The 13,026-nt window shown below is 46.9% G+C and carries 12 protein-coding genes; 8 read left to right on the top strand and 4 right to left on the bottom strand.

What is annotated here, in order from left to right; all coding sequences use genetic code 11:
* Window positions 1–371 precede the first annotated feature (371 nt).
* Window positions 372–2,453, top strand: a complete 2,082-nt coding sequence (locus ACXAGX_RS04660; protein ID WP_474836867.1) for an EAL domain-containing protein — start codon at window positions 372–374, stop codon at window positions 2,451–2,453.
* A gap of 36 nt (window positions 2,454–2,489) precedes the next feature.
* On the opposite strand, the gene ACXAGX_RS04655 is transcribed toward ACXAGX_RS04660, so the two are convergent.
* The 3 genes from ACXAGX_RS04655 to ACXAGX_RS04645 all read right to left on the bottom strand — a co-directional run bounded on the left by ACXAGX_RS04655 (window position 2,490) and on the right by ACXAGX_RS04645 (window position 5,235).
* Complete coding sequence (locus tag ACXAGX_RS04655) at window positions 2,490–2,903, bottom strand: hypothetical protein (protein WP_474820511.1); 414 nt, start codon at window positions 2,901–2,903, stop codon at window positions 2,490–2,492.
* The gene (locus ACXAGX_RS04650; RefSeq protein ID WP_474836865.1) at window positions 2,903–4,129 is read right to left on the bottom strand and encodes a hypothetical protein; all 1,227 of its coding nucleotides are present in this window, start codon (window positions 4,127–4,129) and stop codon (window positions 2,903–2,905) included. Before ACXAGX_RS04650 ends, ACXAGX_RS04655 begins: the two co-directional genes overlap by 1 nt.
* Before the next feature lie 65 nt (window positions 4,130–4,194).
* Window positions 4,195–5,235, bottom strand: a complete 1,041-nt coding sequence (locus tag ACXAGX_RS04645) for a PLP-dependent cysteine synthase family protein (protein ID WP_474836863.1) — start codon at window positions 5,233–5,235, stop codon at window positions 4,195–4,197.
* Window positions 5,236–5,420: 185 nt separating this feature from the next.
* Between ACXAGX_RS04645 and ACXAGX_RS04640 the strand changes: the two genes are divergently transcribed.
* Entirely contained in the window at window positions 5,421–5,663 is a 243-nt protein-coding gene (locus tag ACXAGX_RS04640) for a TIGR03643 family protein (RefSeq protein WP_474820500.1), read from the top strand.
* Between the two features lie 65 nt (window positions 5,664–5,728).
* Here ACXAGX_RS04640 and asd read toward each other — a convergent pair whose 3' ends face one another.
* Window positions 5,729–6,850 (bottom strand): aspartate-semialdehyde dehydrogenase, encoded by a 1,122-nt coding sequence (gene asd, locus ACXAGX_RS04635; RefSeq protein WP_474820496.1) that lies wholly within the window; start codon window positions 6,848–6,850, stop codon window positions 5,729–5,731.
* A gap of 737 nt (window positions 6,851–7,587) precedes the next feature.
* On the opposite strand from asd, the gene ACXAGX_RS04630 reads away from it, so the two are divergent.
* The 6 genes from ACXAGX_RS04630 to cyoE all read left to right on the top strand — a co-directional run bounded on the left by ACXAGX_RS04630 (window position 7,588) and on the right by cyoE (window position 12,993).
* Window positions 7,588–7,998 (top strand): hypothetical protein, encoded by a 411-nt coding sequence (locus ACXAGX_RS04630; RefSeq protein WP_070126337.1) that lies wholly within the window; start codon window positions 7,588–7,590, stop codon window positions 7,996–7,998.
* A gap of 183 nt (window positions 7,999–8,181) precedes the next feature.
* Window positions 8,182–9,120, top strand: coding sequence for a ubiquinol oxidase subunit II (gene cyoA, locus ACXAGX_RS04625; RefSeq protein WP_070126363.1), 939 nt, complete (start codon window positions 8,182–8,184; stop codon window positions 9,118–9,120).
* Between the two features lie 2 nt (window positions 9,121–9,122).
* Window positions 9,123–11,111, top strand: coding sequence for a cytochrome o ubiquinol oxidase subunit I (cyoB, locus tag ACXAGX_RS04620; RefSeq protein WP_474820489.1), 1,989 nt, complete (start codon window positions 9,123–9,125; stop codon window positions 11,109–11,111).
* Complete coding sequence (cyoC, locus tag ACXAGX_RS04615) at window positions 11,108–11,710, top strand: cytochrome o ubiquinol oxidase subunit III (protein WP_474820487.1); 603 nt, start codon at window positions 11,108–11,110, stop codon at window positions 11,708–11,710. The genes cyoB and cyoC overlap by 4 nt, the downstream gene beginning before the upstream one ends.
* Entirely contained in the window at window positions 11,710–12,048 is a 339-nt protein-coding gene (cyoD, locus tag ACXAGX_RS04610; protein WP_070126334.1) for a cytochrome o ubiquinol oxidase subunit IV, read from the top strand. Before cyoC ends, cyoD begins: the two co-directional genes overlap by 1 nt.
* 48 nt (window positions 12,049–12,096) lie before the next feature.
* The gene (cyoE, locus tag ACXAGX_RS04605; RefSeq protein ID WP_070126333.1) at window positions 12,097–12,993 is read left to right on the top strand and encodes a heme o synthase; all 897 of its coding nucleotides are present in this window, start codon (window positions 12,097–12,099) and stop codon (window positions 12,991–12,993) included.
* Window positions 12,994–13,026 lie beyond the last annotated feature (33 nt).

The raw sequence follows: 13,026 nt of genomic DNA, 5'->3' as shown, positions 1-13,026 counted from the left end.
GGTAAAAAACCCATGATGCACAGAAGGGCTATCAGGTTTGGAACAAGCGTAGATCTGTAGATTTCTGGAAGTGATGCTTGGAAGACTTACAAAGAACTTAAAGATATAGCATTACAAATTGAATAGAACCTTCGAAAGGCAGAAAAGATGTTAGCAGTAGTTGTCGGGAATAGCCAGTTTATTTTTTAATCATTCTGCTAAAAACGCCGCTTTTGTCTGTTAGACATACAACAATTATCCGTAAGGATTAGCGCGGCTAAGTTTCTCAAAAAATTAACGATTAAAAAGTCACCCTTTCGGGCGAGTCCTGCACAAATGACTATACTGAAAAATATAAATAAAAAATAAAACGCGTTACCTCCGGAGTTAAATTGAAGAGTCTTCGTACAGAAATTGCGGCCATCACACTCATTTCGATTACTGTTATCAGCGCACTAGTTATGTGGGTCTCCATTCGCGTGTACGAAGGGTTGTACGAAGATTTTGTGTCTAAGGAACTGAACGCCCTTTCTGAAAACCTTGCTAACGATTTACTGCCGTTTATGTCGAGTTCTGAGGACACATTTTCTTTACTGAGCATTCTTCTGAAACTAGACGAATACGACAACGTGGAGTTTGCCAAGGTCTTTTCTCAGCAAGGCGAATTACTCACCGCTTATGTTGGCAGTGCATCAGATGAACATACGGTGCAACAGTCCGAAAGCGACCCGGCCTTTGATAGACAACTGTTTTCTTTGCAGCACGGCCTTTTTGTAGAAGAAAGCCATATTAGAGTGGTAAGAATAATCGGCGACCCTGCCCTTCCCCAGGGCAAGCTTGTCATATCCTATTTGATAGAGCAGTCACTAAAAGCGAGTCAGCAACGCTTTATTTCGTCCATTGTGCCGTTCGTGATTTTCATTTTGCTTGCCGCCGTGTTTTGTGTGATTGAATTGCAACGGCGTAGCCTGCTTCCGCTTTTTGAACTAATAGATGAGATGCGACGCATAGAAGAAACCAAGGACTACGCGGTGGAAGTCAATGTTGAGGGCAAAACGGAGATTAAGGCCTTAACTCACGGTTTCAATAGCATGATGTCAGACATCAATAAGCAAGCCGAACTGAATCGACAGAAAAACAAGCTGCTAACTCGGCAACAAGAACAAATGGAGAAGCTAGCGAATTTCGATACGCTCACCGGTTTGCCAAACCGTCAGTTCCTGATGAAGTGCCTGAGCATCGAATTATCACGGGCCAAGCGGGAAAACAGTAATGTTGCCCTTTTGTTCCTCGACCTCGACGGCTTCAAGATGGTTAATGATTCATTCGGTCACGATGTTGGCGATAAACTCCTGTGTAAAATTGCCGACTTGGTTAGTGAAAACCTACGCACGGACGATATTGTTGGCCGCTTAGGTGGCGATGAATTCGTGATTATTCTGTCTTCGGAAACCACATTTGAACAAGTTGAAGAGGTGGCGAATCGATTAGTATCAGTTATTAATGAAGAGCAGTTTGTTGATCAGTGGCGGCTCGAAACCGGGGCGAGCATTGGTGTGGCGTTGGCGAAAGACTGTGAATATAACCTCACCACATTGATGAGTAATGCAGACATTGCCATGTATCACTCAAAGAGAAATGGACGCGGACAATTCACGCTGTTCACCCGCATGATGCAGGACGACAACCATCGGATAATCCGCATTTCCACCAGCATTATTAGCGCGCTGGAAAACGATGAATTTTATCTGGTGTACCAACCTAAAGTGAATCAGTCCGGTCATATCGTCGCTTTCGAAGCACTAATTCGCTGGTACAACGCACACCTCGGTATTGTATCACCGGCAGAGTTCATTCCCATCGCCGAACAAAGCAACAAGGTATCGGCCATCACACAGTGGGTTGTGCAGCAAGTCTGCAACGATATCGATCAAATTCTTGGGCAATATGGTGAGTCCACTTCAATATCGCTCAACTTGTCTGCCAATGACTTAAAAGATGACTCTGTCACCGGGTTTGTTCTGGAGAAAATCAAGCTGTTAGGTAAGCGCGCCAGTGCCATTGAGTTTGAAATTACCGAGTCGGCTTACCTTAAAAGCTTTCAGGCTGGTAATAAGTTCTTCGAAGATTTACGGACGTACGGATGCAAAATCGCACTGGATGATTTTGGTACAGGTTATTCATCCTTAAGCTACCTCACCGAGTTTAATATCGACACCCTTAAAATAGACCGCCAATTTGTTAGTCAGATAGGGGTTTCTCAGCGTTCAGAACTCATTACTGTGACTATTCTTGAAATGGCACGACACCTTAAGCTGACGGTTTGCGCTGAAGGCGTGGAAACACTTGAGCAGGCCTCCTTCCTTATTGAGCACGGATGCCAAACCTTACAAGGCTATTATTACGGAAAACCGGAACCAATCAGTACGCTTGCGGCAGATATTAATCTATTGCCCGAACTCACTTCGACCTAGTTCTAAAACTCGGATATCGCTCACTCACACGAAAGTTTAACCCGATGTATAAAGCACAGTTAGATTTTCAGGTACTTTAGCATCGGCAGGTAAATAACCTACACTTCCCTCATTCTCGAGCAAAAATTGCTTCATAGCTTCAATAGTAGAAACCTGTACAGGTGCTTTATTTCTTCCACTAAAACGCATTTGTGCCCAGTAAGACTGAATACGGGATTCTGTTAAGCCGACGACCCTTGCATTAAAAATGAGACGCTCGTGAGACCCAGGTTTAAGTGTGACCGGTTCAAATTCCGACGACGCTCCACCCATAAATAAATTACGGATTTCGTGCTTTTCCATTTTCGCGGGGACCGACAGATTTGCAACCACAACGATTTCTTCCGATGCGGCTAAAGGTGACGAAGCAATCAACATAGAAAGAAGTAATGAGAAATTAATCAGCTTCATCAGAATACATACTCCACACCAATCTGATAAAGCACGGCTTTTCTGTCGAAATCTTCGGAACCTGACTTTAACTGAAACAGAGATGTTTTATCTGACTCGCCGTTGAGAAAAGAGACTTCCGCTTTAAAAGCCACTCCTGGACTAAAATCCCAGCGGCCGGTTACCGTTACAGAATCCAGTACATCAGTGGGAAAACGAGCGGCCGCTTGATCGACCCCCAAAGAAAGCAAATCGAGAAATGGGTCAACGCCGCCAGGAATCGTATTATCAAGTTCAGTGAGAGTTTGATCAGCTTTTGCGTATGTCACTAGTAACTGATAGTCACCGAAGTATTTTCCGACGGTGACATAGTAATTTTGAATTCCCGCCAGAATGGGAATATCGGATTCCACATCGACGTATTCAGCCGTGGTAAACCAGTCAAGGCTATCGTAAGTTACTCCATACAAAATGGCATCAGTACTTCCGTTGATACTGAAATACTCTGCCAATGCGGGAAAACCAGCTAGTTGCAGGCCATCTCTTAAATCCCCCAGCCCAGTTGCGCCGGCCTTTACAGAAGCGACGTCAAAAGTTGCGACACGGAACTGCCAGCCATTGTAATTGGCTTCAATAATACCACCGTACATATCTTTGGCATTTACATGGAAGCTCTCACCATTGACAATAATATCGTCGGTAAATTCACCATAATATCCTTCTACATCGATATAAACGTCTTTGATGCTGAAGCGGTAACGTAGATTGACACCCTCATAGCGAGGAAAAAAAAGATAGCTGCCGTAGAGTTGTCTGGGTGCTGAAATCCAGGGATAAGCATAACCCACATCGAAAACGTCAGAATACTTAAGGTAAGGCGTACGCAGACGTCCTAACTTCAATTGCCAGTCGGGTGTCGGTTCATAACTCAGATACAACCATTCCAGACCAGATTGGAAATCACTGTTTGAGTGGAGTAGTAATTGTCCTGAAAGAGAGACTTTGTCGGTGACAATGTAATCTGCCTGAAACCCGACCAGGGATTTTTCAGTAAAAGTGAGCTCATCTTCATAGCCTTCAAAGTAGGCTTGATCAGTATCGAGGTAACCGGCAACGACCCGGGCAAAGCCAGAAAACTCAATAGAGGAATCTTCACTTGCCATGCTCGCGCACGGCGTCAGCATGGTTGTTACTACCACGCTGACGAAAAAAATCGCCCTTCGCACCTTGTTCAACTCTCTGTTCATTCAATTATTCTAATAACCGCTTATGAAAAAGAGTATTGTCTAAAGTGTAGATTTTGCCAGTCGGCTCAGGCGAATTTTGCTAATTGCTGTTCGAATTCAGTGATATCGCCGAAGGTTGATTTAACCCAATCGGCATTGTGGTAAGTATCGGTATAGCGCTCTCCACTGTCACACATGAGCGTAACAATAGCGCCTTTTTCATTTTTCTTTTCCATTTCAGCGGCAACGTGTAACGCGCCCCATAAATTGGTGCCTGTGGAGGCGCCGGCATTAATGCCCGCAATGTTTGCCAGCCATCTCATGGTGGCAATACTCGCTCTGTCATCCACTTTTATCATGTCGTCAATCACATCGGGCTGGAACGAGGCTTCCACTTTAGGTCTGCCAATTCCCTCAATTTTACTGCCACGGTCGCTGGTCAACGTTCTATCGCCGGTGCGATAACTGTCATAAAAAACGGAATGTTCGGGATCGACTACCACAAGTCGGGTGTTCAAACCGCGGTAACGAATAAACCGACCTATTGTGGCGGACGTCCCGCCCGTTCCGGCGCTCATCACCACGGTGTGCGGTTCTGGGTGAGGCTCGGCAGACATTTGTCCAAAGATGCTTTCCGCAATGTTGTTATTGCCCCGCCAGTCGGTAGCCCGCTCTGCGAACATGAACTGATCCATAAAATAGCCGTTGCATTCATCGGCTAAACGCTGTGCCTCATCATGCATCTGAGTAGGACAATCAACAAAATGGCAACGTCCCCCAAAACGGGTGATCAGGTTAATTTTACTCTGTGCAGTAGATTTCGGCATAACGGCAATAAAAGGAATACCCAGCATGCGGGCAAAATACGCTTCGGAAACAGCGGTACTTCCCGATGAGGCTTCAACAATAGTGGAGCCCTGATTAATTTTGCCGTTGCAGAGCGCGTACAAAAATAGAGAGCGCGCCAATCTGTGCTTCAGACTACCTGTAGGGTGCGTACTTTCGTCTTTCAGGTAAATATCGATGCCGTTTAATTTCAGGCCATGCAGTTTAATTAGATGTGTGTCTGCAGAACGCTGAAAATCAGCATTAATTTTTTGGATGGCGTCGGCAACCCAGGCTCTCATAGTAACTTCCCTTTGATCAATCTGGCGGCAGTATAAAGCCATCCTTATTGGAATGCCCGCACTCTACCCCATATTCATTCCGTGCTGTCTCGTTAAAGCTTAAATTTTATTAAACCTTGCTCAGTGCTGCAGAAATCAGCAACGGCTTTTATTATGCTTTTGTTTTTTCGGCGCGGAAAAATGTGATGACAGAATCAGACATATCCAGAATCATTGAAATGGCGTGGGAGGACCGCACTCCATTTGAGGCTATTGAGCGATTGTACGGCCTGAATGAATCAGCGGTGGTTAAGCTGATGCGCAAAGAAATGAAGTCATCGTCGTTCAGAATGTGGCGTAAGCGAATGAGTGGAAGACAAACCAAACATCTGAAAATCCGCCCACCGGGCATTACCCGAGCGTATTGCCCTACCCAATACAAACGCTGAGTTTTGCCAATACAAACAAAAAAGGCGATGAAACCTCATCGCCTTTCGTTTATTTACATCCGCGTTTATTTGCCAAGCAGAATACGCAGCATACGACGCAAGGGTTCAGCTGCGCCCCATAAAAGTTGATCGCCCACAGTGAACGCTGAAATGTATTCTGGCCCCATGGTCAGTTTACGAATACGACCAACCGGAATAGACAATGTGCCGGTTACTTTGGCTGGTGTCAGTTCCTGCATGGTGATATCGCGATCGTCCGGGATCACTTTTACCCAGTCGTTGTGCTTAGCCAGCAGCGCTTCGATTTCTTCAACGCTGATGTCCTTTTTAAGCTTCAGGGTAATTGCCTGACTGTGACAGCGCATGGCGCCAACGCGAACACATAAACCATCTACCGGCACAGGCGACGCTTCAGTGCCAAGGATCTTGTTGGCTTCCGCCTGCGCTTTCCACTCTTCACGACTCTGACCAGAAGGCAACTGCGTATCGATGTACGGAATAAGGCTGCCTGCCAGCGGCACACCAAACTGTTCGGTCGGGTTGTCGTCAGAACGGATAAATTCAGCAACCTTGCGATCAATGTCCAGGATCGCTGATGACGGATCTTCCACAAGCTCTTTTACATTGCCATGCACGGCGCCCATCTGACTTAACAGCTCGCGCATGTGCTTGGCACCAGAACCAGACGCCGCCTGATAGGTCATTGGCGTTGCCCATTCAACCAAATCGGCTTCAAACAGACCACCAAGCGCCATCAGCATCAAAGAAACGGTACAGTTACCGCCCACATAGGTTTTAACACCATTTTCCAGGCCTTTATCGATTTCACCGCGGTTTACCGGGTCCAGTACGATAACGGCGTCATCTTTCATGCGCAGCGCAGACGCCGCATCAATCCAGTATCCTTGCCAGCCTGCTTCGCGCAGTTTCGGGTAAACGTCTTTGGTGTAGTCGCCACCCTGACAGGTAATGATAATGTCTTGCGCCGCCAACGCTTCAATATCGGAAGCATCTTCCAACACACCGCAATCTTTACCGGCAAAATCCGGCGCTGGCAGACCCTTTTGAGAGGTCGTGAAAAAGGTTGGCTCAATGAATGAGAAATCGTTTTCTTCCTGCATTCGTTGCATTAACACCGAGCCGACCATACCGCGCCAGCCAACTAAACCAACTTTGTTTTGAGACATTCTCGAACCCTTTTAAATTTCCTCTCCGATGCCTGTCCTGTAGCAAAACCTCTTTATGGGCTCTTTATGCGTTTGCTACATTCATCGGAAACCTGTTGTAAAGGCCGCAGTCTATAAAGAAAGTCTACGCTTTGCCAGTAGCTTTTTATTACCTGGCTCACAGATTCAGGTGAACGGGGGTTTGCGGCAGTACTTAGATGCCACTTAGCTGCCAATTTCGGAAGATTGCGTACCCACCTACCGAAGAAGGTCCTCGCTCAAATTCATAATGAAAATCGTGGAACAAACACAAAACCTTTACTAACGAGTGTTTTTTGAACAGACTTATGCGTTTCATTTGGGAGGGTTCAGAAGATTATCTGATTATTTAGACCATTTAACTTTTGTTTCACAGTTGTAAATCCCTTAACAAAAGTGAGGATTATAAGGGGAAGGCTTTTCGCAATTTGGTTAGCTTTTGCTACGATACAATGGGACTTTAGTTGAAGCAATGGTCAAAAATCATCCACATTGACACTTTTTGATACAGATCAAAATTGTCACTTTTGAAAACAAAATGTTAATGGGTTTTATGCACTAGCTACCTGCACACTATTTCGTTACTGAATCTTCATTTTACCCCTCTTGAGTCGCACCGATTTTTTCTCTACTCTCCTACGCCCGAAGACCTAATTTTATGTGCGATGGAATTTTTCTGTCGACACTACGTCGGACCAAACGAGGACACATTTAACAGTATGGCCACCTCTACTTTCACCACAAACGCCTTGGCGGTTTTCGTAAACCGTACGGCAATCGACAGCACGAAAAGTGTTGGCGTGGTGTTATGGTTGGCGACGCTGGTTCTCCTTTTCAACGTTACACTTATTATTAGCGGCATCATGGCTGACTCATCAGAGTTCGTCGGTGCCTTGCACGATAATCTAGTTGTTGAACCCCATTCATTTGCAATGATGGACGAAGCGCTGTCGTTGTTCTTCTTTTCAGCAATCCTGCTTATATGTTTGTTGGGCATTCCTGTTCGTCCCGGGCTATTTACCCGCGCGAGCATCGTGACGTCCCGACAAATGCTAAAGGTCGTTAATGACGACTACCGACAGCCGTTTGTGCAACAGTTCGGCAGTCGAGCACCACCTTCTGACAAGTGATTTCTGGTGATTACAGACGTGCCTGCGGGTACCTCTGTAATCAACGGCGCGCCACGTGTCACTACAATTGTTGATTCCTGTCGCGTTCGCTTGTTCGAAAAACTTCGATAGTCACTATCGGAAAATTACGCGTGTCGCCTCACAGCGGCAATAACGTTGAACCCGGGTTATAGGAAAATGCTTTTGTCTATTCGTAACCTTTCTAAACTAGCTCTTGCCACAATCGTGCTGTTACTGGCCGGTTGTAGCGGTGGCGTACTTGATCCGAAAGGACAGGTAGGTATTGAAGAAAAGAACCTGATTATTCTGTGTACGATTCTCATGCTTATCGTTGTTATTCCGGTAATTGTACTCACGCTGTATTTCGCCTGGAAATACCGCGCAAGCCGCGATTTTGAAGTCTACACACCAAAATGGGCTCACTCTACCAAGATTGAAGCCACTGTTTGGTCTATTCCAATTCTGATCATCATTGCTTTGGGTATTATCACGTGGCAATCAACCCACGCCTTAGACCCATACGCTCCGCTTGAAGATAAAGGCGAGCACATGACCGTTGAAGTGGTTTCACTCAACTGGAAATGGCTGTTCATTTATCCTGAGCAAGGCATTGCAACGGTAAACGAATTGGTGATTCCGGCTAACAAGCCAGTTTCATTCAAAATCACTTCTGAAGGCACAATGAACTCGTTCTTCATTCCTCAGTTGGGTAGCCAAATCTACTCAATGGCGGGCATGGAAACTCAGTTACACCTGATTGCTGATGAGCCGGGTACCTATAAAGGTATTTCTGCAAACTACAGCGGTGCAGGTTTCACTGGTATGAAGTTCGACACCATTGCAACGCCAACTGAAGCTGACTTTGATGCCTGGGTTCAGAAAGTGAAATCAGAAGGCGGTTCACTGACTTCTGAGAACTTTACGCAATTAGCTGAAGATAGTGAAAACCACCCTGTCACTTATTACAGCACGGTCAGCGACGGTCTGTTCCACGAAATCATCATGAAGTACATGAAAGATCATGGCTCTATGGATTTCTATGGTAAGCCAGCTAATGCTGCTACAGGCGTAAAAGCCGAAGCGATGCAGCACAAAGGCCATCACATGGGGGTTGAAGAGTAAGTATGTCTTTTTTAGGTAAATTATCTATTGAGGCTGTACCGTACCACGAGCCAATCGTAATGGTTACGCTTGGGGTAGTTGCAGTACTTGGTCTGGTGATCGCAGGTCTGATCACCAAATACAAAGCATGGGGCCCGCTGTGGCGCGACTGGATCACGTCCATCGACCACAAACGCCTGGGTATCATGTATATCCTGCTTGCACTTATCATGCTTATGCGTGGCTTTGCCGACGCCATCATGATGCGTACGCAGCTTGCTGCGGCAACAAACGGCGCAGAAGGTTATCTGCCGCCAGAACACTATGACCAAATCTTCACCGCGCACGGTGTTATCATGATCATCTTTATGGCAATGCCATTTATGGTGGGTCTGATGAACATCATCGTTCCGCTGCAGATTGGTGCACGTGACGTTGCCTTCCCGTTCCTGAACAACCTGAGCTTCTGGCTGACGGCTGGTGGTGCAATTCTTATCAACCTGTCTTTAGGTGTGGGTGAGTTTGCGAAAACCGGTTGGGTTGCTTATCCGCCACTGGCGGGTCTGGAGTATTCACCGGGTGTCGGGGTTGATTACTATATATGGGCCTTGCAGATATCGGGGCTCGGGACGCTCTTGACCGGGGTTAACTTCCTGGTAACTGTATTCAAGATGCGTGCGCCGGGCATGAAACTGATGCAAATGCCTATCTTCACCTGGACATGTACCTGGGGTAACATCCTGATTGCTGCGTCATTCCCTATTCTGACTGCAGTACTGGCGATGCTTACGCTTGACCGTTATCTTGATTTCCACTTCTTCACCAATGATTTAGGTGGGAACTCGATGATGTACATCAACTTGTTCTGGGCATGGGGTCACCCTGAAGTTTACATTCTGGTTCTGCCAGCATTTGGTATCTTCTCGGAAATCATTTCTACCTTCACTGCGAAGCGTCTGTTTGGCTATAAGTCAATGGTTTACGCGTCGGGTGCAATTGCAATCCTGGGCTTCATTGTTTGGTTACACCACTTCTTCACAATGGGTTCCAGCGCAAACGTTAACGCCTTCTTCGGTATCATGACGATGGTTATCGCCGTACCGACCGGGGTTAAACTGTTTAACTGGCTGTTCACTATGTACCGTGGCCGTCTGACTATCACAACACCTGTGTTGTGGACGTTAGGCTTCATGGTTACCTTCACCATTGGTGGTATGACAGGCGTACTGCTTGCTATCCCAGGTGCTGACTATGTACTGCACAACAGCTTGTTCCTGATTGCTCACTTCCACAACACCATCATCGGTGGTGCGGTATTCGGTTACCTGGCAGGTTTTGCTTACTGGTTCCCGAAAGCGATGGGCTTCAAACTGGATGAGAAAACCGGTAAAGCAGCATTCTGGTGCTGGCAGATTGGTTTCATGGTAGCGTTCATGCCACTGTACGTACTGGGCTTCTTAGGAATGACCCGTCGTCTGAACCACACTGACAACCCGGACTGGAACATCTGGCTGTACATTGCTGCGGGTGGTGCATTCATCATCGCTGCAGGTATCTTCTTCCAGTTGCTGCAACTGTTCATCAGCTTTAAGAACAAAGAAGCACTTAAAGATACTACGGGTGATCCGTGGAATGGTCACACGCTAGAGTGGTCAACTGCGTCTCCGCCTCAGTACTACAACTTCGCTGTTATTCCTCACATCAAAGACATTGATGCATGGACTGACATGAAAGAACGTGGCGAAGCGTATCAGAAGCCTGAAAAATATGCCCCAATCCACATGCCTAAGAACACCTCTGCTGGTTTCTTCATGAGCATGAGCTTCACGGTAATGTGTTTTGCACTTATCTGGCACATCTGGTGGCTGGCCGCTGTTGGTTTCATCGCCGGTATCGCAGTATTCATCAAGCGCTGTTACACCAGCGACGTAGATTACTACGTACAGGTTGATGAAGTAGAGAAAATCGAAGCAGAGCATTTATCTGCTAATGCTAAAGGAGTGAACGCATGAGCTCAGTAGCTACTGATATGCATCACGATCACGACCACGAGCATCACGAGAGTAATAGCGTTTTCGGCTTCTGGGTTTACCTGATGACCGACTGTCTGTTATTTGCCTCGTTCTTCGCAACCTACGCAGTGTTGTTTATGAACACTGCCGGTGGCGTGTCTGGTAAAGACATCTTTGAGCTGGACTTCGTTGCAGTTGAAACCGCGGCACTACTGTTAAGTAGTATTACTTTCGGTTTTGCCATGATTGCAGCGCACAAGCAAAACAAAGGCGGCACGCTGTTATGGTTGGCTGTGACCTGGGTTTTCGGTGCGGTGTTTATCGGTATGGAAATCTATGAATTCCATCACCTGATCGTAAACGGCCACGGCCCGGATACCAGTGCCTTCCTGACAGCGTTCTTCTCGCTGGTTGGTCTGCACGGTCTGCACGTAACTTCTGGTCTGATCTGGATGACCATCATGATCATCGAAGTGATGCGTCGTGGTCTGAAAGATCAAACTGTTACGCGCCTGAGCTGCTTAAGCCTGTTCTGGCACTTCCTGGACATCGTCTGGATTTGCGTATTCACCGTAGTTTATCTGATGGGAGCACTGTAATGAGTCAGCACGATTCTCACGCTGTTAGCCATGCAAACGACCATGGTGATGTGAAATCCTATGTGATTGGGTTTGTTCTGTCGGTTATCCTGACAGTCATCCCTTTCTGGATGGTTATGGAAGGCGACTTCTCTAAAGGCACCACTATTTGGAGTATCGTTACTTTAGGTCTGGTACAGATTTGGGTTCACCTCAAATACTTCCTGCACCTGAACTTCGTTACCGAAGATGGCCGTGCAAGCACGTTCTCGTTCCTGTTCAGTGCCCTGATTATCTTCATGGTAGTCGGTCTGTCTGTCTGGATCATTTACGAGTCTAACGCGATGATGATGTACTAGCCTGCTGGCTGGTACATTTTCTGAGCGTACGCGAGGTAAACTGGAAATATGAAACCTGTATTTCGTCGATATTTAACCGTGACTAAGCCCGGCATTATTATGGGCAACCTAATCTCTGTCGCCGGTGGTTTTCTGCTGGCATCTCGGGGTGATGTTGACTTTATGCTGATGGCGGCAACGCTGATTGGCTTATCACTGGTTGTTGCATCCGGATGTGCAATTAATAACTGCATTGACAGGGATATTGATGCCAAGATGCAACGTACCCGCTCCCGGGTTACCGTGACCGGGGAAATGTCGCTGAAAGCCGCATTCTGGCATGGCATTGTGCTGGGTGTGATGGGTTTTGCTCTGCTGGTGGCGTACACCAACGCCACTGCGGTGTTTTTCGCTGCACTGGGTTATGTGGTGTATGTGGGCGTTTATAGCCTGTATATGAAACGTAACTCTGTGTACGGCACACTGGTTGGTAGCTTGTCTGGTGCGGTTCCCCCGGTTGTGGGTTACTGCGCGGTAAGCGGCCAGTTCGATGCTGCCGCTGCCATTCTGCTGGTGATGTTTAGTTTGTGGCAAATGCCCCACTCTTACGCCATCGCTATTTTCCGTTTCAAAGATTATGAAGCGGCGAATATTCCGGTACTGCCGGTTGCAGAAGGTATCGAAAAAGCCAAACTGCATATCGTGCTTTACATTGCGGTATACGCGATTGTGACCATGATGCTGTCGATTGCAGGATACACAGGTATTGGTTTCCTGGCCGTCGCCTGTACCACCAGCTTCTGGTGGCTGCTGATGGCACTGCGTGGTTATCGCCCTGATATCGACATGACACGCTGGGCGCGTCAGGTGTTCGGCTTCTCCATACTGAACATCACGATCCTCAGCATTGCCATGGCGGTAGACTACCACGATGTAGCACCTAAACTGTTCGCCTTAGCGCTATAGACTAGTAAATACGAAAAAGGGCCGCTCAATTGA

Source organism: Alteromonas sp. ABV4_515, assembly GCF_056160345.1.
Note: the sequence above shows the minus strand (reverse complement) of the source record. Positions and strands in the feature narration are given on the sequence as shown.